Below are 21,997 nucleotides of genomic sequence, written 5' to 3' on the forward strand. Positions count from 1 at the left end.
TTCTCGCGATTCTCTGCGCCGCCCATGTGCTGCGGGAATTCCTTGCTACGTGCCGTGACAAGGAAGGTTCCGCATGAATCGCGCTCGTACGCCGCGCACATCCGACCGTTTCGGAGGTGCCGACGCCAAGCGTTCCGGCTTCTCCCGTCGCTCCCAGGGCGGCCGTCCCCAGGGGGGCCGTTCCCGCAACGGCCGCTCCCAGGGCGGCGGCGGCCGTCCGGCCGTGCAGGGTGAGTTCGCCCTGCCCGAGACGATCACGCCCGCACTGCCCGCCGTCGAGGCGTTCGCCGACCTGGACATGCCGGCTCCGATGCTGGCCGCGCTCGGGCGCGAGGGCGTGACCGTGCCGTTCCCGATCCAGGCGGCGACCCTGCCGAACTCCCTGGCCGGACGGGATGTCCTCGGCCGCGGTCGCACCGGCTCCGGCAAGACGCTCGCCTTCGGCCTCGCCGTACTGGCCCGTACGGCGGGACAGCGCGCCGAGCCGCGGCAGCCGCTCGCCCTCGTCCTGGTCCCCACCCGCGAGCTCGCCCAGCAGGTCACCGACGCGCTCACCCCGTACGCCCGTGCCGTGAGCCTGCGCCTGGCCACCGTGGTCGGCGGCATGTCGATCGGCCGGCAGGCCGGCGCGCTGCGCGCCGGCGCCGAGGTGGTCGTCGCGACGCCCGGGCGGCTCAAGGACCTCATAGACCGTGGCGACTGCCGGCTGGACACCGTCGGCATCACCGTCCTCGACGAGGCCGACCAGATGACCGACATGGGCTTCATGCCGCAGGTCACCGCCCTGCTCGACCAGGTGCGCCCCGACGGGCAGCGCATGCTCTTCTCGGCGACCCTGGACCGCAACGTCGACCGGCTCGTACGCCGCTACCTGCACGACCCGGTGGTCCACTCCGTCGACCCCTCGGCGGGCGCGGTCACCACGATGGAGCACCACGTCCTCCACGTGCACGACGCGGACAAGCAGCGCACGACCACCGAGATCGCGGCCCGGGACGGCCGGGTGATCATGTTCCTGGACACCAAGCACGCGGTGGACCGGCTGACCAAGCACCTGCTGAACAGCGGCGTCCGCGCCGCGGCCCTGCACGGCGGCAAGTCCCAGCCCCAGCGCACCCGCACCCTCGCCCAGTTCAAGAGCGGACAGGTGACGGTCCTGGTGGCGACCAACGTCGCGGCGCGCGGCATCCACGTCGACAACCTCGACCTGGTCGTCAACGTCGATCCGCCCACCGACCACAAGGACTACCTGCACCGCGGCGGCCGTACGGCCCGGGCCGGCGAGTCCGGCAGCGTCGTCACCCTGGTCACCCCCGACCAGCGCCGCGCCATGACCCGGCTGATGGCCTCGGCCGGCATCACCCCGCAGGTCACCCCGGTGCGTTCGGGCGAGGTGGAGCTGAGCCGGATCACCGGGGCCCAGGCGCCCTCCGGCGTCCCGGTCGTCATCGCCGCGCCGGCCGTGGAACGTCCCCGCCGCACCGCGTCCTCCTCGTCCCGGGGCCGCCGCGGCCGCACCGGCCGGGGCGGCCGGACCGCCGAACAGGCGGGACGCGGCAGGGCACAGCGGCAGTCCGCCTTCAACCCGGCCGCGTAGGAATTTCCCCGTTCCTCTCCGGCCTCCTCCGTCCCGCTCCTTTCCGTCTCCCTGTCTCCCCTGTCTCCCCTGTCTTCCCTGTGAGGCAACATGCGCTGTGTCATCGCCCGGTACCCGTTCGAACTGACCAAGAGCGGGGTGCTGGCCTCGATGGAGGGCGTCAAGCCCGAGCCCATCACGGGTGAGTCCGTGACCATCGGCCGCCGCCGCTACCCCGCCAAGCAGGTGGGCGCGATCATCACCCGGCAGGACCGCCGTGACTTCTCCAGCGGCGAGGTCGTCCGGGCCATGGCCCGGCTCGGCTTCACCTGCCACCCCCATCCCGACGCCGCACCCGCGAACGCGCCCACGTCGCTCCAGACCGCATCGGCTCTGCTCGGTGGCGACGGCGCCGTGGGCGGAGTCGTGGGCGGCACCGTGGGCGGTGGCGCCGCCGGGAGCGCCGAGGGGAACGCCGACGGGAACGCCGTCGTCGAGGGTGACGCCGGGGGCGCCGCCCCTGCGGGCGAGCAGAACGGATAGGCGCGAACAAAGCCGCCGTACCACAACCCAACGATGAGGGCCCTGCCGACATATGTCGGCAGGGCCCTCATCGCGTTCATGGCGTCTCTCGCGTCTCTCGCGTCCCTCACGTCTTGGCCCACGCGGGGGCACGGACCCGATGCGTCCGCGGACAACAAAAAACCTCTGGCGCCAGCACCGCAAAATCTACTCTGGTGAGAGTAGACATGAGGTCATGTCGTAGTTAAGATTTTTGCCATAGAGAAGGTCAAGTGAGACCTGGCAGACATGAACTGCCGGGTAAGAGCTCGCGAAGGATGGAGGAGCAGACGCCAGCAGAAGGCCGGCACAGCGGTGGCAGAGCCGGCCGATGGTGTTCAATTCCCTTCGGGGCCCTGGTGCCGTACGGCACCAGGGCCCCTCGACGCGTTGCACAACACGAGGTGACATGACAGCTGATAGTCCGCTCAGCGATCGTCTGGACGACGACGACTACCCCGCCTACACGATCGGCCGGGCCGCCGAGATGCTCGGCACCACCCCGGGCTTCCTGCGCGCCATCGGCGAGGCCCGTCTGATCACACCGCTCCGCTCCGAGGGCGGACACCGCCGGTACTCCCGCTATCAGCTGCGGATCGCGGCACGGGCCCGCGAACTCGTCGACAAGGGGACGCCGATCGAGGCGGCTTGCCGCATCGTCATCCTCGAGGACCAGCTGGAGGAAGCCCAGCGCATCAACGCCGAGTACCGCCGGGCCGCGAACCAGGCAGCCGCCGAGGGCTCCGGTCCCGCTTCCGGCTGACCGGCGCGTCCGCGAACGACCGGCACGTCCGTGAGACGCCGGGCGGCGACGCGACCGCCGTACCGCGGGCCTTGGCATCACTGCGGGCCTCCGCAACGGCGGAACGCGGAACCCGGACGACCGGCTCAGACGGTCAACGGCACCTCGTGGATCTCGTCGGCCCGGTGCCCGGCGCGTTCGTGGACGCGCTGGACCGCCGTGGCGGAGGGAGCTTCGGAGAGGCAGTAGACCGTTCCGGACTCCGGGTCCGCCCATGCCCGCTCGAAGTGGACGCCCTCGTCCTTCTCGATGGCCAGATCGGCCTGGTGCGCCTCGCGCAGCTGGTCGGCGGTGATGCCCCGCATTCCGTGGTGGACATCCATGAAGTGGGCCATGACGTCACGCCTCCTCGTCCTCGTCTCTCCCTGCCTCTCCCCGTCTCTCCTTCCATGCTGCGCCCGTACGCCGCCCCGGGCGAGCGCACCAGAGCCGCACGGCCCCCGGCTTTCGGAGCGCTCGCCCACGGCCTCCGGAACGCGACGAAGGGCCCCGGCACCCACACCGGAGCCCTTCGCGGACAGACGTACGGGAACGGCGTACCGTCAGCCGCACTGGCAGGGGCTGCCCGACTGGCAGCCGCAGCCGCAGCCGGAGCCGCAGCCGCAGGCGGCTATCAGGGGCAGGTTCCTGATCTCGGCGGGCTGCTCGGACGGGCGTTCCTGGGTCGGGTCGGGCGTCGTGCTGGGGGATTCGGCCATGGGTCCCTCCTCAAGGCTGGTGCCTGGTCCCCATTGCATGCCCGCGGTGACGGTCGCATCAACGGCGCACTGTGGCTCGTACGCGCCCCGGACGGACGCCGAACGCTTCCCCCAGCACTCGACAGCCCTCGACAGCCGTCGGGCCGGACAGCCGTCGACAACACTCGACAGCCCACGACCAGACTCCCCCAGCCCTCGCCCGGGTCAGGCCCCTTCGCCCCCCGGCACCGGCTGGATCTCCGGCTGGATGTCCGCCTGCAGTTCGTCGGCGTGCTCGCCGGTCACCAGGTACACCACCCGCTTGGCGACCGCGACGGCGTGGTCGGCGTACCGCTCGTAGTAGCGGCCCAGCAGGGTCACGTCGACGGCCGTCTCGATGCCGTGCTTCCAGCGGTCGTCCATCAGGTGCTGGAAGAGGGTGCGGTGCAGGAGGTCCATCGCGTCGTCGTCCTGCTCCAGCTGGAGCGCCAGGTCGACGTCCTTGGTGATGATCACCTCGGCGGCCTTCGCCATCAGGCGCTGCGCGAGCTGGCCCATCTCCAGGATGGTGGCGTGCAGGTCGTGCGGGACCGCACGCTCGGGGTAGCGCAGCCGGGCCAGCTTCGCCACGTGCTGGGCGAGGTCGCCGGAGCGCTCCAGGTCGGCCGACATGCGCAGCGAGGTGACGACGATCCGCAGGTCGGTCGCCACCGGCTGCTGCCGGGCCAGCAGCGCTATCGCCCGCGCCTCCAGGTCGTGGTGGAGCTGGTCGACCTTGGCGTCGGCCTCGATCACGCTCTCCGCCAGCTTCAGGTCGGAGTCGAGGATGGCGGTCGTGGCGCGCCCGATCGCCGACCCGACCAGCCGGGCCATCTCCACCAGACCGTCACCGATCGAGTCCAGTTCCTCGTGGTACGCGTCCCGCATCAGGGTTCCTCTCGTACGTCATGCGTCGTGCAAGTACGTCGTGCGTCCGTGTGTCCGTGCGACGTGTGTCCGTGCGTCGTGTGTCCGTGCGTCGTGCGTCCGTGCGACGTGTGTCGTGCACCTACGTCATGCACCTACGTCATGCATCTACGTCATGCATCTACGTCATGCACCTCCGTCGCGCGCCCGTACGTCGTGCACGTACGTCGTCCAAGAGGGCCTCGCGGCCCTCGCTTCGCCCCCACGCTTCCACGTTCCGGCCCGCACGCGTCCGTTTCCGGCATCCCGAATGAACCATCCCTGGCCCCCAGGTGAACTCTGGGCGACGAGTGTTCGAGCTCGCACCCCGATGGCTGTGGGCGGGACCTCCCCCGTGCCTAACCTGGTGGCATGGACGTGAACGCGGCGGTCGCCGCAGCGGCAGCGATCGCCGGAGTGCTCACCGGTGTCATCGCCATGCTGGCGTTCCGATGGAGCGAGCGCGACCAGAAGCGGCCCACCCGCACCTCCCTGCACACCGATCCGGTGCTCCCGCCCGGCGTGGACACCGTGCTGTCGGTACTCCGTTCCTCCGCCGTCGTCCTGGACGAGGCGGACGCCGTGGTCAAGGCCAGCTCGGCGGCGTACGCCCTCGGTCTGGTCCGCGGCGGCAAGCTGGCCGTCGAGCCCATGCTCCAGATGGCCCGCGACACCCGGCGGGACGGGGAGATACGGCAGGTCGAGCTGGACCTGCCGAGGCGGGGGACCGGACGCGGCGACGCCCTGGCGGTCTCCGCCCGCGTGGCCCCGCTCGGCTCGCGCCTGGTGCTGCTGCTCGTCGAGGACCTCACCGAGGCCCGCCGGATCGAGGCCGTGCGGCGCGACTTCGTCGCCAACGTCAGCCATGAGCTGAAGACCCCGGTCGGTGCGCTCTCCCTGCTCTCCGAGGCCGTCATGGACGCCTGCGACGACCCCGAGGCCGTACAGCGCTTCGCCGGGCGCATGCAGATCGAGGCGACCCGGCTGACCAACCTGGTGCAGGAGCTCATCGACCTCTCCCGGGTGCAGAACGACGACCCGCTGGAGGACGCCGAGCCGGTCCGGGTGGAGGAACTGGTCGCCGAGGCCATCGACCGCTGCCGGCAGGCGGCCGGCACCAAGCAGATCACGATGGCCACCAACGTGGCGGTGCCCGAAGGGCTCGACCAGGGCGGTGGCGGACGGCGGGTGGGCGGTACGGCCGACCTGCACGTCTGGGGCAACCGCGGCCAGCTCGCCGCCGCCCTCGGCAACCTCGTCGAGAACGCCGTCAACTACTCGCCCGCCCGCACCCGCGTCGGCATCGCCGCCCGCAGGGTGGCGGCCCCCGGTGGTGACATGATCGAGATCGCGGTGACCGACCAGGGCATCGGCATCTCCGACAAGGACAAGGAGCGCATCTTCGAGCGCTTCTACCGCGTCGACCCGGCCCGGTCCCGGGCCACCGGAGGCACCGGCCTCGGACTCGCGATCGTCAAGCACGTGGCCGCCTCGCACGGCGGGGAGGTCACGGTGTGGAGCGCCGAAGGCCAGGGCTCCACCTTCACCCTGCGGCTGCCGGAGGCGGGCCGGTCCCGCGACCGGGCCCAGCCGCACTCCGCCCGCGCCGGTGGCGCGGCCGGGCGGTCCACCCCCTCAGCTTCCCCCCACACCGCTCCAACCCCGTACGCAACGCTTCCCGCTCCGGAGGTCCTTCCGTGACCCGTGTGCTCGTCGTCGAGGACGAGGAGTCCTTCTCCGACGCCCTGTCGTACATGCTCCGCAAGGAGGGCTTCGAGGTCGCCGTCGCGGCCACCGGCCCCGACGGACTCGACGAGTTCGAGCGCAACGGCGCCGACCTCGTCCTCCTCGACCTGATGCTGCCCGGCCTGCCGGGCACGGAGGTGTGCCGCCAGCTCCGCGGCCGCTCCAATGTCCCCGTGATCATGGTGACCGCCAAGGACAGCGAGATCGACAAGGTGGTCGGCCTGGAGATAGGAGCGGACGACTACGTCACCAAGCCGTTCTCCTCGCGCGAGCTGGTCGCCCGCATCCGGGCGGTGCTGCGCCGCCGCGGCGAGCCGGAGGAGGTCGCCCCGGCCGCGCTGGAGGCCGGCCCGGTCCGCATGGACGTCGACCGGCACGTGGTGACCGTCGGCGGCACCAAGGTCGACCTGCCGCTGAAGGAGTTCGACCTGCTGGAGATGTTGCTGCGCAACGCCGGGCGCGTCCTGACCCGCATGCAGCTCATCGACCGGGTCTGGGGCGCCGACTACGTCGGTGACACCAAGACCCTCGACGTCCACGTCAAGCGTCTGCGCGCCAAGATCGAGCCGGACCCGGGCGCGCCGCGGTACCTGGTGACGGTCCGCGGCCTCGGCTACAAGTTCGAGCCGTAGGCCATAGCAGTAGCAGTAGCAGTAGCAGTAGCAGTCGCGGTAGTGGCCGTGGCAGTCGTAGCAGTGGCCGTATGCGCGGAAGGGCGGGGCCTCCCGGGAGGCCCCGCCCTTCCGCGCATGGTGCGTACGACGGTCAGTGACCGTCCGCCGCCTCGTGCGACTCCGACGCGTCGGCCGTCGCGCTCGCGGAGGCCGCGTCGCTCGGGGTCGCCGAGCCGGCGGGCGCGGACGCGCTGCCGCTCGGGTCGGCCGAAGCGCCGTGCGACGGCTCCTGCGAAGCACCCGCGGAGGCGCTCGCCGAGGCACCCGGCGCGGCCGGGATGTCGCTCGGGCCCCACTCGGAGAAGTAGCCCGCGGCGGGGACGACGAAGGCGCGCAGGGACACGTCGCCGGTCTTGCTGAAGGTGAAGGTGACCTTGTGGGCGTCACCGTCCTGCACGGCCGAGCGGCCGTCGGACAGGATGGCGGAGGCGTTGTCCTTGCCGCCGATGATCAGCGAACCGCCGGCCGGGACGGTCAGGTCCTTCTGGCCCTTGGCGGGCTTGAGCTCGACGGGCTTGGCGGCGCCCTCGACGGTGATGGACTCCAGCTTCTGGTCGGTGGTGCCGGTGTTGAACACGGTGGCGGAGACCGCGGCCGGGCCCGTCGACTCGTGGTCGGGCTGCGTGATGACGATCGCGTTCTGGACCTTGATGTCACCGACGGTCGTCGCCGCGTTGTCCGGCTTGATCTCCAAGGTCTGGGCGTTGTTGCCGGCGCCGCACGCGGCGAGCGGGAGGATCGAGAACGCGATGGCGGCGGCGGCGAGGGCGCCGCGTCGAAGGCTGCTGCTCACGGCGGCGGCAACTCCTTGACTCGAACGAGGCGGCGGCCACGTAACAAAGCCGCCCTAAGTGACTGTCAGCGGCCTTAGGTTACCGAGCCGTTCCCGGGCCGCCGCACCCGACCCTCCCCCCGGGGGGACTCGGCTTCGCCCGGCAGGCGGTAGCCGGACAGTGTCCAGGCGGTGGCTCGGGCGCCCCAAGAGATCACAGGTGACCCGCGAGTCACATTCGCCACGCGGTTGTCCGGCATTCACATAAGCGGCTCGGGGATACCTGGCCGGATAGGGCCCCCGATAGCTCCGATAGCCCCGATAGGGGCGCCATACGATGCCTGCCGGTACGCAAATTTTCCGTGAAGGAATGCATCCCCGGCCGGGAAATTGATCACTCTCCGGGTACCCACGGGGGTCTGTTGATCAATTCCCGGATTCGTTCGGAAGCCCGCCCCGGGCACCGAACGGAGTAGCGGAAGTCGAGCATCTGGTACCGGACATATGGGGCGATTCGGCCGGTCGGAGGGGGTGCCGCGGCTGTGTGACGTGCGTGTTTCGCCCGCCCCGAAGAGCCGCTCCGACCTGCGAATACCTCCTTCCGTCACCCTGGCGCAGCACGTTCCTGTCGCTGTTGTCAAGCCCTGAGATATGCCCTGACCTGCGAAAACGCCATTCAGAAGACGCCGTATCCGTGTTACCCTGGATAGCCACGGAAGGGGTACCTGTCACATGACGTTCAAGGTTGGCGACACCGTGGTCTATCCCCATCACGGGGCCGCGCTGATCGAGGCCATCGAAACTCGCCAGATCAAAGGCGTGGACAAGACCTACTTGGTGCTGAAGGTCGCCCAGGGTGACCTGACGGTACGTGTGCCAGCGGACAATGCGGAGTTCGTCGGCGTGCGTGATGTGGTCGGTCAGGACGGGCTGGACCGGGTCTTCGAGGTGCTGCGCGCGCCGTACGCCGAGGAGCCCACGAACTGGTCGCGTCGCTACAAGGCAAATCTGGAGAAGCTCGCCTCCGGCGACGTCATCAAGGTCGCGGAAGTCGTGCGCGACCTGTGGCGTCGTGAGCGCGAGCGTGGTCTCTCCGCCGGAGAGAAGCGGATGCTCGCCAAGGCCCGCCAGATCCTGGTGAGCGAGCTCGCCCTCGCGGAGAACACGAACGAGGACAAGGCCGAAGCCCTGCTCGACGAGGTTCTCGCTTCCTGATCCGATGATCCGGGGCGGAACCCGCCGGTTCAGCACACGAAATGCCGCGGTGCCCGATGACGCCTTCGCCGTCGCCGGGCGCTGCGGCATGTTCGTACCCCCGGCCCTCGTACCCGCGGCCGGCCCTCGTACCCGCGGCGCTCGTACCCCCGGCCCTCGTACCCGCGGCGTTCGCGCCCCGGAGCCGTCCGTACGCTCGTCCCCGCAGGACACGCCCCGGCGGCACGCCCCGTCCCGGGCGTGCCGGCTCGACCAGTGTCACGGAAGGGGCTGGTCGACGCGGAGCACCCGGCACATCCCCGCGTGGTGGGCGGGGCCGCACGCCCAGGCCATACCCACGTAGGCCGAGCACACAAACCTGACAGGAACCGATGTCTGACGATTCGCGTCCTTCACCGGTCACGGCGCCGACCGCCGCCGTGATCCCGGCCGCCGGCCGGGGCGTACGCCTCGGTCCGGGCGCCCCGAAAGCGCTCCGCGCGCTGGGCGGAACCCCCATGCTCATCCACGCGGTCCGCGCGATGGCCGCCTCCCGCGCCGTCTCCCTGGTCGTCGTCGTGGCCCCGCCCGACGGCGCCGCCGAGGTCAGGAGCCTGCTGGACGCGCACGCGCTGCCGGAGAGGACCGACTTCCTCGTGGTGCCCGGCGGTGCGACCCGCCAGGAGTCCGTGAAGCTCGGCCTCGACGCGCTGCCGCCCGCGTACGAGATCGTCCTCGTGCACGACGCGGCCCGCCCGCTGGTGCCGGTCGACACCGTCGACGCCGTCATCGAGGCCGTCCGCGACGGCGCCCCCGCCGTCGTCCCGGCGCTGCCGCTGGCCGACACCGTCAAACAGGTCGAGCCCGCCGCCGCGCCGGGCGAGCCGGAGCCGGTGGTGGCGACGCCGGAACGCTCCCGGCTGCGCGCGGTGCAGACCCCCCAGGGCTTCGAGCGGACCACGCTGGTGCGCGCCCACGAGACGGTGACCGGCGCGGTCACCGACGACGCCGGCATGGTCGAGCAGCTCGGCGTGACGGTCGTGGCGGTCCCCGGCCACGAGGAGGCCTTCAAGGTCACCCGCCCCCTGGACCTCGTCCTCGCCGAGGCGGTCCTGGCCCGCAGGAGGCTCAACGATGGCTTCTGAGACGCCCGCGACGCGGACGCCTCCGGCGGAGCCGCTCCCGCCCCTGCCCCAGGTGGGCATCGGCACCGACATCCACGCCTTCGAGGAGGGCCGCGAGCTGTGGTGCGCGGGCCTGAAGTGGGAGGGCGAGGGGCCCGGCCTGGCCGGGCACTCCGACGCGGACGTCGTCGCGCACGCCGCCTGCAACGCGCTGTTCTCCGCCGCCGGGCTCGGCGACCTCGGGCAGCACTTCGGCACCGGGCGCCCCGAGTGGTCCGGCGCGTCGGGCGTGACCCTGTTGACGGAGGCCGCGCGGATCGTGCGCGAGGCCGGCTTCCGGATCGGCAACATCGCCGTCCAGGTCGTCGGGCCCCGCCCGAAGATCGGCAAACGGCGGGACGAGGCGCAGAAGCTCCTCTCCGAGGCCGCCGGGGCGCCGGTGTCCGTCTCCGGGGCGACCACCGACGGCCTCGGCTTCCCCGGCCGCGACGAGGGGCTGATGGCGGTGGCGACGGCCCTCGTGGTCCGGGCGACCGGATGACCGAGCGGGCGGGTGGCCGAGCGGGCGGATGACCGAGCGGGCGGGTGGCCGGACGAGTGGGCGGTCGGACGAGTGGGCGGTCGGACGAGCGAGCGGTTGAACGGCTGGATGACCGAGCGGTCGGACGTCCGTCTGGCCGGGTGAGCCGACACACGCGGGGGCACCCGGCCCCGGCCCCTGCTCCGGGTTTGGCCCCAGGGCCGGTCCTGAGGCCGAGCCCGAGAGGTGCCCCCGAGCCGGCCGCACCATCCGGCCCGCCCGCCGCCCGGCAGCATCGGGCGGCGGCATCGGGTGGCGAGCGAGTGGCATCGGGCGGCGGCATCGGGTGGCGAGCGAGTGGCATCGGGCGGCGTCATCGGGTGGCGAGCGAGTGGCATCGGGCGGTGAGCGAGCGGCGCCCGGCGGCGACACGGGACAGGGGCCGGGACCCGTGCGATCCCCCGGACGTCACGAACGCGCCGTCCGGCACGGAAGGACGCAAGGCACTGCCCGGCGCCCACTACCCTGGACACGTGACTATTCGCCTGTACGACACCAGCGCCCGGCAGATCCGTGACTTCACCCCCCTCAAGCCCGGGTGTGTCTCGATCTACCTGTGTGGCGCCACCGTGCAGGCGCCCCCGCACATCGGGCACATCCGGTCGGGGCTGAACTTCGACATCATGCGCCGCTGGTTCACCTACCGCGGCTACGACGTCACGTTCGTCCGCAACGTCACCGACATCGACGACAAGATCATCAAGAAGGCGGCGGAGCAGAACCGCCCCTGGTGGGCCATCGGCTACGCCAACGAGCGCGCGTTCGGCGACGCCTACGCCGCCCTCGGCTGCCTTCCCCCCACCTACGAGCCCCGCGCCACCGGCCACGTCCCCGAGATGGTCGAGATGATGCGCGGCCTCATCGAGCGCGGACACGCCTACGAGGCCGACGGCAGCGTCTACTTCGACGTCCGCTCCTGGCCCGCGTACCTGGAACTGTCCAAGCAGGACCTCGACGAGATGCGGCAGCCCGCCGAGGAGGGCATCACCGGCAAGCGGGACCCGCGCGACTTCGCCATGTGGAAGGCGGCCAAGCCCGGCGAGCCCGACTGGGAGACGCCCTGGGGCCGCGGCCGTCCCGGCTGGCACCTGGAGTGCTCGGCCATGGCCCACAAGTACCTCGGCTCCGCCTTCGACATCCACGGCGGCGGACTCGACCTCGTCTTCCCGCACCACGAGAACGAGATCGCCCAGGCCAAGGCGTTCGGCGACGACTTCGCCCGGTACTGGGTGCACAACGCCTGGGTCACCATGAGCGGCGAGAAGATGTCGAAGTCGCTCGGCAACTCGGTGCTGGTCTCCGAGATGGTCAAGCAGTGGCGCCCCATCGTGCTGCGCTACTACCTGGGCACCCCGCACTACCGCTCCACGATCGAGTACAGCGAGGAGGCGCTGCGCGAGGCCGACGCGGCGTTCGCGCGGATCGAGGGCTTCGTGCAGCGCGTGGTGGAGCTCGCCGGCGGCCCCGTCGAGCCCGCCGCCGAGGTGCCGCCCGCCTTCGCCGACGCCATGGACGACGACCTCGGCGTGCCGCAGGCGCTCGCCGTCGTCCACACCACCGTCCGGCAGGGCAACAGCGCGCTGGCCGCCGACGACAAGGAGGCCGCCGTCGCCCGCCTCGCCGAGGTGCGGGCCATGCTCGGCGTCCTCGGCCTCGACCCGCTCGACGAGCAGTGGGCCGGGGAGTCCGACCGCGGTGAGGACCTCCACGGCGTCGTCGACACCCTCGTCCGCATGGTGCTCGACCAGCGCGAGGCCGCCCGCGCCCGCAAGGACTGGGCCACCGCGGACGCCCTGCGCGACCAGCTCAACGCCTCCGGCCTCGTCATCGAGGACAGCCCCCAGGGGCCGCGCTGGAGCCTCGGTTCACGCTGACCCGGCCGGAGGCCGGCTGTGCCGCCCGGACCTCCGGGCGGCACACTGCACAAGACACATAAGACATATAAGACGCACAAGACGTGTCAGACGCATAAGACGCGTATCAGACGCATTAGACGTATAAGACGTACGTACGACCACTTCACGGAGACGGGTAACTCATGGCCGCGAACAACCGCCGCATGTCCGGCAAGAAGGGCGCGCAGGTCGGCAGCGGCGGCAAGCGGCGCCGGGGCCTGGAGGGCAAGGGTCCGACGCCCCCCGCCGAGATGCGCAAGGGACACGCCAAGCAGCGCGCCGCCCAGGCGAAGGCCCGCCGCGCCCAGAGCCGTACGCAGGGCAGGCGCGGCGGCGGACGGTCGGCCTCCGAGCTGGTCGTCGGCCGCAACCCCGTCGTCGAGGCGCTGCGCGAGGGCGTGCCCGCCTCCACCCTCTACGTCCAGCAGTTCATCGACAACGACGAGCGGGTGCGCGAGGCGCTCCAGCTCGCGGCCGAGCGCGGCAACCTCAACCTGATGGAGGCGCCGCGCCCGGAGCTGGACCGCATGACCAACGGGCTCAACCACCAGGGCCTGGTCCTCCAGGTCCCGCCCTACGAGTACGCCCACCCCGAGGACCTCCTCGACGCCGCCGCCGACGAGGGCGAGGACCCGCTGATCGTCGCCCTCGACGGGGTGACCGACCCGCGCAACCTCGGTGCCGTCGTCCGGTCCGTCTCCGCCTTCGGCGGCCACGGCGTCGTCGTGCCCGAGCGGCGCGCGGCCGGCATGACCGCCGGCGCCTGGAAGACGTCCGCCGGCACGGCCGCCCGTACGCCCGTCGCCCGCGCCACCAACCTGACGCGCGCCCTGGAGGCGTACAAGAAGGCCGGGATCACCGTGGTCGGGCTCGCCGCCGACGGGGACGTCGAACTCGGCGAGCTGGACGCCCTGGCCGGGCCCGTCGCCATCGTCGTCGGCAGCGAGGGCAAGGGCCTGTCCCGGCTGGTCGGCGAGACGTGCGACCTGCGCGTACGGATTCCGATGCCGGGCGGCGCCGAGTCGCTCAACGCCGGTGTCGCGGCGGGCATCGTGCTGTACGAGGCGGCGCGCAGGCGCTCCTGAGCCAGGGCGAGGAAACGGGCGGGACGGGCGTGGTGAGCCCGGCGGGGACCCTCGGATCGACGTCCGCGGAGATCTGCGGGGCGTCGTCCGCGGAGATCTGCGGGGCGTCGTCCGCGGGGGTCCGCGAACGGATGTGCCGCGCCGTCACCCGTGCGGGGTGTTCCGGGAGGTCCGGACCGGCTTGACGCGGTCCGGACAGATCCGGCGGGTCAAAGCAGTGTCCTAACGACACGTCACTCGGTTAGATGAGTGTGGACACCAGAACACCCCGCACACCCACGGGGGACCGCTCGTCGGGAATCGACGACGCTCCCGCGCTGAGCATGGTGAAGGTGCCGAGCGATCCGGCGCAGGTCATCGTCAGCCACGCGAGCTTCCGCGTCGAGCTGGGCGCCTCGGCGCGGCGCACCCGATCCCCCCGGGTCGCTCGACACGTCAGCGCCACCCAGGACACCGCCCGCATCCCCGCCGCCGAGTACGCGGCCGGCCCCGCCCGCCGGCGGCCCGTCGTGTGGAGCGGCCACACCGAACCGGACGACACCGGGGCCCACCGCCTGCTCCAGGCCGTGCGGGCCGGCGTCGGCCACCACGTCGTGGAACCCACCGCGGACACCGGGGCCACCCAGGTCATCCCCCGCGTCGGCCTCGGCCCCGACAGCCACGGCAGCCACGACGGCCATGACAGCCGTGACGGCCACGACGGCCACCGCGACGAGCTCACCACCCAGACCCTCCCCACCCCCGTCGTCGGTGCCCCGCGCACCCCCGGCACCGAGGGCACCCGGCTGCTGCCCGCCATGCGCAGCGCCGGCAGCGCCTACGACGAACCCGCCCACCCCCACGACGAGTTCGGCGACGACACCGAGGCCCTCGACACCCTCGACGACTTCGACGACCTCGACGGCCCGGCCGGAACCGAGTCGTCCGGCAGGCGTCACGGCGACGACCCGGCGCGGCACGCCTACTACCCCGGCCGCCGCATGAACCTGGGCGTCGTCCTGCTGCCGCTGCGGGTCTTCCTCGGCTTCATCTCCATCTACGCCGGCATGGGCAAGCTCTGCGACCCCGTCTACTTCGACGGCGGCGAACGAGGCTCCATGGTGAAGTGGCTCAACACCCTGCACCCCTGGGAAGTGGCCGAGCCGCTGCGCCAGTTCGCCCTCGCCCACCCCGTCGGGTCCGGCCTCGTCATCGCCTTCCTCCAGGTCATCGTCGGCGTCCTGACGGTACTGGGCTGCTGGCAGCGCGTCGCCGCCGTCATCGGCGCCGGGCTGTCCGCCGCGCTGCTGGTCACCGTCAGCTGGAAGAGCGTCCCCGCCTACGACGCGCCCGACATCATCTACCTCGCCGCCTGGTCCCCGCTGATCATCGCCGGTGCCCCCGTCTACTCCGTCGACGGCCGCCTCGCCGGCAGCGCCTGGCGCCGCCTCGGACCCCGCGCCCCCCTGTGGGACCTGCGCCGCTTCGTCCTGCGCCGCGGCGCCCTCGTCACCTTCGTCGTCACCGGTCTCACCCTCCTCGTCGGCTCGCTGCTCGGCGGTGCCGTCCGCGACGCCGACCGCGTCGTCGTCCCCGGTCCCGGTGAGGCCCCGCGCAACGAACAGCCCGGATCCCCGCTCCCCGCGGAGCCCGGCGACCGGAAGACGGACGGAACCCCGGCGGCCTCCACCTCGCCCACCCAGGGCGCCACGTCCGGCACGACCGCCCCGGCCGGCGGCACCGACTCCACGCCCGGCGCCACGCGCGACGCCGGCACCACCACCGGCGGATCGCCCAGCCAGACCCAGGGCAGCGTCGGGCAGGCCCCGCCCCAGCAGTCCTCCCCGGCCGGCCAGGCCCCCAGCACCAGCTCGGGCCCCACCAGCGGCGGCACCCCCACCGGGGGCGACGCCGGCAGCGGCTCGACCGGTGGCAGCGACAGCGGCAGCGAGAGCGGCTCCGGCAGCGGAGGGTCGTCCTCCTCCGGACGGCCCGGGCTCGTCGGCGGCCTGCTCGGCTGACCCGCCCGGCAACGCCCGCCGCATACGAGGACGGGGTCCCGCACATTACGTGTGCGGGACCCCGTCCTCGTATGCGGCGGGCGACCGCGCTTCTCGTGCGCGGTGCGGCGGGTGGAGGCGTTTCCCGTATGCGGCGGGCGGGTGCTCTCAGCGGCCCAGCGCCGCCAGCTCCTTCGCCGCCTCCGTCAGGTCCTTCGCGGTGTCGATCGCCCGCCAGTAGGAACCCTGCGGGATCGGGAAACCGGCCAGCCGGCGCTCACGCGCCAACCGCGGGAACGTGGACCGCTCGTGGTCGCCCCGCTCCGGCAGCATCGCGGCGAACTCGGGGGAGAAGACGTACACGCCTGCGTTGATCTCGAAGGTCGACGGCGGCGCCTCGATGAAGTCGGTGATGTGCCCGAAGCCGTCCGTCTTCACCGCGCCCCACGGCAGGCGCGGGCGGGCCAGGGCGAGCGTCGCGACGGCGTCCCGCCCGGTGTGGAAGTCCGCCATGTCACGCAGCGAGAACCGGGTCCAGATGTCGCCGTTCGTGGCGTACCAGGGCCGGTCCGGATGGGGAAGGTGCGCGGCGGCGTACTTCAGGCCGCCGCCGCGGCCGAGCGGCTCCGACTCGACGACGGTGGTCACGGAGAGGGGCAGGTCCGCGCTCTCCAGCCACTTCTGCAGAACCTCGGCGAGGTGGCCACAGGAGACCACCACGTCCGTCACGCCCTCCTCGGCGAGCCAGGAGAGCTGATGGCCGATGATCGGGGTTCCCGTGCCGGGGATCTCGACCATCGGCTTGGGCCGGTCGTCGGTGTAAGGACGCAGCCGGGAACCCTGGCCGCCGGCCAGGACGACGGCTTGCACGGGGCGGGACGCAGCGCTCGGATCGGTCATGACCGCACTGTACGTGGCGCCCCGTGGCGCCCCGTCCCACCCCGCCCGGCCGGCCCGGTGCCGGCCGTCGCGCGTCAGCCGCCGCGTCAGCCGTGCGCGGCCAGGACCCCCGAGGCGAAGGACGTGTCGCAGACGGGGCGGGCGTACGACTGGGCGCGCGTCGGGCCGTACACCCGCACCGCGGCGCGGCCGAGGGAACGGGCGATCGAAGCGCAGTGCCGCGCCAGCGAGGGACGCTCGTCGACGGCCTGCTGGAGGTGGGTGAGGGCGACGCCCGGGTCCTCCTCCTGCAACTCGGTCAGCAGCCGGTCGTGCAGCACCTCGTGGGGCGCGCGGGCGGCGGCGCGCGAGGACGCCTTCGACGCGGAGGCGTCCGACGCGGTGAGCACCGGGCTGGAGGGACCCCCCGACCAGTTGACCCGGGTGACCGCGAGGGTCCCGGAGAGCACCAGGACGACGGGCAGGACGAGGGCGAGGGAGCGGCCGATCCGGCGGGCGGGGCCCCGGCCGCGTCGCGTCTGTGGGGTGATGGAGTGCTTCACGCGTGTGAGGGTAGCGGCTAGTAATGATTTGGCGACATTTAGTCACCCGTTCGGGGGGTGGGGAAGGGCTCGGAAGTGGGTAAGGCGTTGACGCACGCCGCTCGAAACGTCCGGTGTGCCGGGGTATTTGTCGACAACGGAGAGGGCCCCGCAGGGGTCTGCGGGGCCCTCGTCCTGGATTTCCGTCAACCTGGGGCATCACCCCTGGCCGAGCGGGCGTCGCGCGCTCAGTCGGAGAGACGCTCACCGGTGGACGTGGAGAACACGTGGGTCTCGCCGGAGCGCGGCACGACGTGCAGCCGGCTGCCCTTCTCCGGCACCTCACGGCCGCCCACGCGGACCACCAGGTCCTTGGACTCGCCACCGAGCTGCGCGGTGCCGTAGACGTACGCGTCCGAACCCAGCTCCTCGACGACGTTGACGGTGACCTCGACACCGAGGTCGGAGTCGGGACCGGCCACGTCGAAGTGCTCGGGACGGACACCGACGGTGACCGTCTTGTCGGTCGTGGAGGACAGCGCGTCACGCTGCACCGGCACCACCGAGTTGCCGAACCTCACACCGCCGTCGGTGATCGGGACCTCGACCAGGTTCATCGCCGGGGAACCGATGAAGCCGGCGACGAACAGGTTCGCGGGCCGGTCGTACATGTTCCGCGGGGTGTCGACCTGCTGGAGCAGACCGTCCTTGAGGACCGCCACGCGGTCGCCCATCGTCAGCGCCTCCACCTGGTCGTGGGTGACGTAGACGGTGGTGATGCCGAGGCGGCGCTGGAGCGAGGCGATCTGCGTACGGGTCGAGACGCGGAGCTTGGCGTCGAGGTTCGACAGCGGCTCGTCCATGAGGAACACCTGCGGCTCGCGCACGATCGCACGGCCCATCGCCACACGCTGGCGCTGACCGCCGGAGAGCGCCTTCGGCTTGCGGTCCAGGTACTGCGTCAGGTCGAGGATCTTCGCCGCCTCCTCGACCTTCTGCCGGATCTCCGCCTTCGGCACACCCGCGATCTTCAGGGCGAAGCCCATGTTGTCCGCGACCGTCATGTGCGGGTACAGGGCGTAGTTCTGGAACACCATGGCGATGTCCCGGTCCTTGGGCGGCAGGTGCGTGACGTCGCGGTCACCGATGCGGATGGCACCGCCGTTCACGTCCTCCAGACCCGCGAGCATGCGCAGGGAGGTGGACTTGCCGCAGCCCGACGGGCCGACCAGGACGAGGAACTCCCCGTCCGCGATCTCGATGTCGAGGGCATCGACGGCGGGCTTGTCGGAACCCGGGTAGATCCGGGTCGCCTTGTCGAACGTGACAGTGGCCATGGTGATGGGCCCCCTTCTACCGGCAGGAACGTGCCGGACGATCCGTTGTAGGAAGGCGGTGCCACGACGGGCCCCGTTGCGGAGCCCGTGTGTGGTGTCCGTTTGTGGTGTAGTCCACACAGGTGAACTGGACCGAGACGGTACCCGGCGTTCACCTGGTCTGTCAGTACCTGCGGCCATGTGAACTTCGCCGAAATTTTCGAGCCCGGACCGGACCGGACGTCCACGGCCTCCCCGCTCACGGCTCCCCGCCCGCTTCCACCCCTGCCCCCGTCCCTGCCCCTGTCCCTGCCCCTGTCCCTGCCCCTGCCCCTGTCCCTGCCCCCGTCCCTGCCCCTGTCCCTGCCCCTGTACCTGTCCCCGCCCCTGTTTCCTTCCCCGCGTACCGCCGGGCCAGCACCGCCACCGCCTCCGCCACGGCCCGCCGCAGCCCCTCCGGTCCCAGCACCTCCGCCTCCGTGCCGAGCCGCAGCAAGTCACCCACCGCGACGGCCTCCGACTCCACCGCCAGCTCCACCTCCACCCACCCCTCCCCGTCCGGCGGACCCGCCCCCTCCAGCGCCCTCGCACCCGCCGCCCCGAACTGCATCGGCAGCAACTTCCGTCCCCGGGGCGAAAGACGCAGCCGCGCCGTCCCCTGACGCAACGCGGCCTCCAGCCGCCGCGACGACTCCGCCCAGTACGCGACGAGATCGAAACCCGCGGGCCGCTCGAAACCCACGCCACCCTCGTCACCCCCGTCCACCACCTCCACCTCCACGAACCGCGACACCCGGTACGTCCGCACCACCGCCGTCCCGGCCCCCGCTCCGGCCTCCCCTCCCTCACCCCCGTCCGCGGACGCCACCAAGTACCAGATCCCGCCCTTGAGCACGAGCCCCAACGGCCGCAACTCCCGCCGCACTTCGCCACGCCAGCGCCGGTAGCGCGCCCGCACCACCCGCTCCTCCCACACCGCACGCGCCACCGCCGCCAGAAACGGCACCGGCTCGGCATCCCGGAACCAGGCCGGCGCGTCCAGATGGAACCGCTCCTGCACCCGCGCCGCCTGCTCGCCCAACCCGGCGGGCAACGCCGCCCGCAGCTTCAGCTGAGCCGTCGCCAAGGCCGCCCCCAGCCCCAGATCCCGCGCGGGCCCCGGCATCCCCGCCAGGAACAGCGAACCGGCCTCGGCGTCCGTCAGCCCGGTCAGCCGCGTGCGGTAACCGTCCATCAGCCGGTATCCGCCGGCGGGCCCCCGGTCGGCACACACCGGCACGCCCGCCGCGCCGAGCGCCTCGACGTCCCGGTAGACCGTGCGCACCGACACCTCCAGTTCGGCGGCGAGTTCGGGGGCGGTCATCCGGCCCCGGTTCTGCAGCAGCAGGAGGAGGGAGAGAAGGCGGTCGGCACGCATGCGGCCATTGTTCCGGCGCAGCCGCCGTACCTGACAGGAGATGTCAGGTACGGCGACCACAGTGGTCACCCACGGACCGCGCGGCGGCCCGCTCCGCGGGACGAGCACAGCGGTCAGGACGATCAGGACGATCAGCACGAGAGGGAGACCCATGCCCAGCACCCGGACCACCGGCCACTTCACCTTCGCCGACTGGAAGGAGAGCCCCGTCGGCCCGGACACCACGAGCCCTCGGCTCGCCCACGCCTCCGTCACCAACGCCTTCACGGGCGGCATCGAGGCCGCCGGAACGCTCTGCGAGTACTCGATCGTCTACCTGTCGGACAAGACCGGGACCTTCACCGGCATGGAGCTGCTGACGGGACGGCTCGACGGGCGGGAAGGCGCCTTCGCGCTGGAGGAACGGGGCACCTTCGACGCCGACGGCACGGTGCGCTGCGCGTTCGAGGTGGTGGCCGGGTCGGGGACGGGGGAGCTGACCGGGCTGCGCGGGAGGGGAGAGTTCACCGCCCGGCACGGGGAGGAGGCGGTGGCGTACGAGTTCACGTACGCATGGGAATGAGGTGCCGCGGGCGGGCGGAACTTCGTGGATCGGGGAAACGGGCTCTGTGTACAGTGGAGCAGCCTGCGCGAGCGATGTGCCGATCGCGTGGCGCCTCCTTAGCTCAGCTGGTTAGAGCGCCGCTCTTGTAAAGCGAAGGTCGTCGGTTCGAATCCGACAGGGGGCTTCGGGAAAGCCCAGGCCACATGTGTGGCCTGGGCTTTTGTCATGCCTGTGCGCCGCCCAGCTCCGCCAGGGCCCCGTCCGTCAGGCGGTATACCGTCCACTCGTCCTGGGGGCGGGCGCCGAGGGACTCGTAGAAGGCGATGGACGGGGTGTTCCAGTTCAGGACGGACCATTCCAGGCGTTCGTAGCCGCGCCGGACGCAGATGCGGGCCAGTTCCGTGAGGAGGGCCTTGCCGTGTCCGGCGCCGCGGGCCTCGGGGCGGACGTAGAGGTCTTCGAGGTAGATGCCGTGGACGCCGCGCCAGGTGGAGAAGTTGAGGAACCACAGGGCGAAGCCGACGGGGGTGCCGGTGGTGTCGTCCTCGGCGATGTGGGCGTAGGCGGCGGGGTGGGGGCCGAAGAGGGCTTCGTGGAGCTGGTCGGGGGTGGCCTTGGCCTCGTGCAGGGCCTTTTCGTAGTCGGCGAGTTCGCGGATGAGGGTGTGGAGGACGGGGACGTCGTCGGGGGTCGCGGTGCGGATCATGGGCGCAGGTTAGTGGGTGCGGTCGAGCAGGTCGCGGGCGATGTCGAGGTGCTTTTCCTCCGGGGGCTCGTCGTCCTCGAGGTTCCACAGGCAGGTCTGGAGGACGCGGGCGAGGGTCCAGGCGCGGGCGCGGGGGCGGTCGAGGCCGAGGGTGTCGGTCAGGGCGTCGAAGCGCCAGAGGGTGTCGGCGGGGTCGTAGCGGTTGTGGAGGGCGGGGAAGAGGTCGAAGGCGGGGTCGCCGGCGAGGGGTTTGGGGTCGATGGCGAGCCAGGGGGCGCGGGGGGAGGCGAGGACGTTGTCGTAGTGGAGGTCCCAGTGGAGGAGGCGGTCGCCGGGGGTGTCGGCGACGTCGCGGACGGCGGCGGCGCAGTCGGCGAGGAGGCGGCGGGCGGCGGGGTCGGGGACGCGGGGGAGGGTGTGGCGGGCGCGGTCGAGGAGGGCGGGGGCGAGGTCGGCGAGGCGGCGCAGGCCGGTGGGGGCGGGGGTGGCGGTGAGGTGGGCGAGGAGGCGGGCGATGACGAGGACGGCTTCGTGGGTGTCCTCGACGTGGGCGAGGGTGCGGGCGGGGTCGAGGCGTTCGAGGAGGAGGGTGCCGGTGGCGGGGTCGTGGTCGAGGAGGCGGACGGCTCCGTCGCCGTTCCAGGCGCGCAGGGCGAGGGGTTCGCCTTCGGTCTCGTCGTCGGGGAGGTGGAGTTTGAGGACGGCGGGGGTGTGGTCGTGGCGGCGTACGACGGGGAGGACGAGGGCGGTCCAGCCGTGCATCGAGGGGCCGTCGAGCCGGAGGTCCCAGTGGTCGAGGAAGTGGGCGGCGAGGGCGGGGAGGCCGGCGATGAAGGCGCGGCCGGCTTCGCCGTTGTAGGTGGCCTGGGCTGCGGCGAGGGCTTCCGGGACGTGGATCACGGGTGGGGACGGTAGTGGGGGCGGGCCTGGTGGGGTGGGGGATTCGACGGATTCCGTAGGGGACAGGGGCGGTGGGGGCGGGT

At 72.1% G+C, this 21,997-nt stretch carries 21 protein-coding genes, 1 tRNA gene and 1 pseudogene; 13 read left to right on the forward strand and 10 right to left on the reverse strand.

Annotation, left to right across the window (positions count from 1 at the left end; all coding sequences use genetic code 11):
• Positions 1-73: 73 nt before the first annotated feature.
• From ABZ340_RS01585 to ABZ340_RS01595, 3 genes and pseudogenes are all read left to right on the forward strand, one after another.
• Positions 74-1,597, forward strand: a complete 1,524-nt coding sequence (locus tag ABZ340_RS01585; protein WP_358779710.1) for a DEAD/DEAH box helicase — start codon at positions 74-76, stop codon at positions 1,595-1,597.
• 90 nt (positions 1,598-1,687) lie between these two features.
• Positions 1,688-1,978, forward strand: a pseudogene (locus ABZ340_RS01590) (SCO5918 family protein); the annotation flags it as partial.
• 568 nt (positions 1,979-2,546) lie between these two features.
• Positions 2,547-2,900: a MerR family transcriptional regulator gene (locus ABZ340_RS01595; protein ID WP_358779711.1), complete on the forward strand. Its 354-nt coding sequence runs from the start codon at positions 2,547-2,549 to the stop codon at positions 2,898-2,900.
• A 125-nt stretch (positions 2,901-3,025) separates the two neighbouring features.
• On the opposite strand, the gene ABZ340_RS01600 is transcribed toward ABZ340_RS01595, so the two are convergent.
• The 3 genes from ABZ340_RS01600 to phoU all read right to left on the reverse strand — a co-directional run bounded on the left by ABZ340_RS01600 (position 3,026) and on the right by phoU (position 4,543).
• Positions 3,026-3,274, reverse strand: a complete 249-nt coding sequence (locus ABZ340_RS01600) for an SCO4226 family nickel-binding protein (RefSeq protein ID WP_358779712.1) — start codon at positions 3,272-3,274, stop codon at positions 3,026-3,028.
• A 207-nt stretch (positions 3,275-3,481) separates the two neighbouring features.
• On the reverse strand, positions 3,482-3,637 hold the full coding sequence (locus ABZ340_RS01605) for a hypothetical protein (protein WP_358779713.1): 156 nt from the start codon (positions 3,635-3,637) through the stop codon (positions 3,482-3,484).
• A 204-nt stretch (positions 3,638-3,841) separates the two neighbouring features.
• Entirely contained in the window at positions 3,842-4,543 is a 702-nt protein-coding gene (gene phoU, locus ABZ340_RS01610) for a phosphate signaling complex protein PhoU (RefSeq protein ID WP_358779714.1), read from the reverse strand.
• Between the two features lie 390 nt (positions 4,544-4,933).
• Here phoU and ABZ340_RS01615 point away from each other — a divergent pair, with 390 nt between their 5' ends.
• Entirely contained in the window at positions 4,934-6,262 is a 1,329-nt protein-coding gene (locus tag ABZ340_RS01615) for an ATP-binding protein (RefSeq protein WP_358779715.1), read from the forward strand.
• Positions 6,259-6,939 carry a response regulator transcription factor gene (locus ABZ340_RS01620; protein ID WP_030403545.1) on the forward strand — a complete coding sequence of 227 codons (681 nt, stop codon included), beginning with the start codon at positions 6,259-6,261 and terminating at the stop codon, positions 6,937-6,939. Before ABZ340_RS01615 ends, ABZ340_RS01620 begins: the two co-directional genes overlap by 4 nt.
• Positions 6,940-7,072: 133 nt before the next feature.
• Here the strand turns inward: ABZ340_RS01620 and ABZ340_RS01625 are convergent, their stop codons facing one another.
• The gene (locus ABZ340_RS01625) at positions 7,073-7,774 is read right to left on the reverse strand and encodes a DUF461 domain-containing protein (RefSeq protein ID WP_358779716.1); all 702 of its coding nucleotides are present in this window, start codon (positions 7,772-7,774) and stop codon (positions 7,073-7,075) included.
• Between the two features lie 711 nt (positions 7,775-8,485).
• Between ABZ340_RS01625 and ABZ340_RS01630 the strand changes: the two genes are divergently transcribed.
• The 6 genes from ABZ340_RS01630 (at position 8,486) to ABZ340_RS01655 (ending at position 15,631) form a co-directional block, all read left to right on the forward strand.
• Positions 8,486-8,968 (forward strand): CarD family transcriptional regulator, encoded by a 483-nt coding sequence (locus tag ABZ340_RS01630; RefSeq protein WP_003953493.1) that lies wholly within the window; start codon positions 8,486-8,488, stop codon positions 8,966-8,968.
• Between the two features lie 371 nt (positions 8,969-9,339).
• Entirely contained in the window at positions 9,340-10,092 is a 753-nt protein-coding gene (gene ispD, locus ABZ340_RS01635; RefSeq protein WP_358779717.1) for a 2-C-methyl-D-erythritol 4-phosphate cytidylyltransferase, read from the forward strand.
• Positions 10,082-10,612 (forward strand): 2-C-methyl-D-erythritol 2,4-cyclodiphosphate synthase, encoded by a 531-nt coding sequence (ispF, locus tag ABZ340_RS01640; RefSeq protein ID WP_358779718.1) that lies wholly within the window; start codon positions 10,082-10,084, stop codon positions 10,610-10,612. The genes ispD and ispF overlap by 11 nt, the downstream gene beginning before the upstream one ends.
• Before the next feature lie 512 nt (positions 10,613-11,124).
• Positions 11,125-12,525 (forward strand): cysteine--tRNA ligase, encoded by a 1,401-nt coding sequence (gene cysS / locus ABZ340_RS01645; protein ID WP_358779719.1) that lies wholly within the window; start codon positions 11,125-11,127, stop codon positions 12,523-12,525.
• Positions 12,526-12,689: 164 nt separating this feature from the next.
• Complete coding sequence (rlmB, locus tag ABZ340_RS01650) at positions 12,690-13,631, forward strand: 23S rRNA (guanosine(2251)-2'-O)-methyltransferase RlmB (RefSeq protein ID WP_358779720.1); 942 nt, start codon at positions 12,690-12,692, stop codon at positions 13,629-13,631.
• A gap of 245 nt (positions 13,632-13,876) precedes the next feature.
• Positions 13,877-15,631: a DoxX family membrane protein gene (locus tag ABZ340_RS01655; RefSeq protein WP_358779721.1), complete on the forward strand. Its 1,755-nt coding sequence runs from the start codon at positions 13,877-13,879 to the stop codon at positions 15,629-15,631.
• A gap of 147 nt (positions 15,632-15,778) precedes the next feature.
• On the opposite strand, the gene ABZ340_RS01660 is transcribed toward ABZ340_RS01655, so the two are convergent.
• From ABZ340_RS01660 to ABZ340_RS01675, 4 genes are all read right to left on the reverse strand, one after another.
• Positions 15,779-16,510: a nucleotidyltransferase family protein gene (locus ABZ340_RS01660; protein WP_358779722.1), complete on the reverse strand. Its 732-nt coding sequence runs from the start codon at positions 16,508-16,510 to the stop codon at positions 15,779-15,781.
• A gap of 86 nt (positions 16,511-16,596) precedes the next feature.
• Positions 16,597-17,052 carry a hypothetical protein gene (locus ABZ340_RS01665; protein WP_358779723.1) on the reverse strand — a complete coding sequence of 152 codons (456 nt, stop codon included), beginning with the start codon at positions 17,050-17,052 and terminating at the stop codon, positions 16,597-16,599.
• Between the two features lie 227 nt (positions 17,053-17,279).
• The gene (ugpC, locus tag ABZ340_RS01670) at positions 17,280-18,368 is read right to left on the reverse strand and encodes a sn-glycerol-3-phosphate ABC transporter ATP-binding protein UgpC (protein WP_358779724.1); all 1,089 of its coding nucleotides are present in this window, start codon (positions 18,366-18,368) and stop codon (positions 17,280-17,282) included.
• A gap of 238 nt (positions 18,369-18,606) precedes the next feature.
• Positions 18,607-19,764 (reverse strand): WYL domain-containing protein, encoded by a 1,158-nt coding sequence (locus tag ABZ340_RS01675; RefSeq protein WP_358779891.1) that lies wholly within the window; start codon positions 19,762-19,764, stop codon positions 18,607-18,609.
• A 151-nt stretch (positions 19,765-19,915) separates the two neighbouring features.
• Between ABZ340_RS01675 and ABZ340_RS01680 the strand changes: the two genes are divergently transcribed.
• Positions 19,916-20,326, forward strand: a complete 411-nt coding sequence (locus tag ABZ340_RS01680) for a DUF3224 domain-containing protein (RefSeq protein ID WP_358779725.1) — start codon at positions 19,916-19,918, stop codon at positions 20,324-20,326.
• A 92-nt stretch (positions 20,327-20,418) separates the two neighbouring features.
• Positions 20,419-20,492, forward strand: a tRNA-Thr gene (locus ABZ340_RS01685).
• Between the two features lie 39 nt (positions 20,493-20,531).
• Here ABZ340_RS01685 and ABZ340_RS01690 read toward each other — a convergent pair.
• Together ABZ340_RS01690 and ABZ340_RS01695 are read right to left on the reverse strand one after the other, a co-directional pair.
• On the reverse strand, positions 20,532-21,014 hold the full coding sequence (locus tag ABZ340_RS01690) for a GNAT family N-acetyltransferase (protein ID WP_358779726.1): 483 nt from the start codon (positions 21,012-21,014) through the stop codon (positions 20,532-20,534).
• Between the two features lie 9 nt (positions 21,015-21,023).
• Positions 21,024-21,914: an aminoglycoside phosphotransferase family protein gene (locus ABZ340_RS01695; protein ID WP_358779727.1), complete on the reverse strand. Its 891-nt coding sequence runs from the start codon at positions 21,912-21,914 to the stop codon at positions 21,024-21,026.
• Between the last annotated feature and the right edge of the window lie 83 nt (positions 21,915-21,997).

The organism is Streptomyces sp. NPDC006134, assembly GCF_040628835.1.
In the GTDB taxonomy this organism is placed as follows: Bacteria; Actinomycetota; Actinomycetes; order Streptomycetales; family Streptomycetaceae; genus Streptomyces.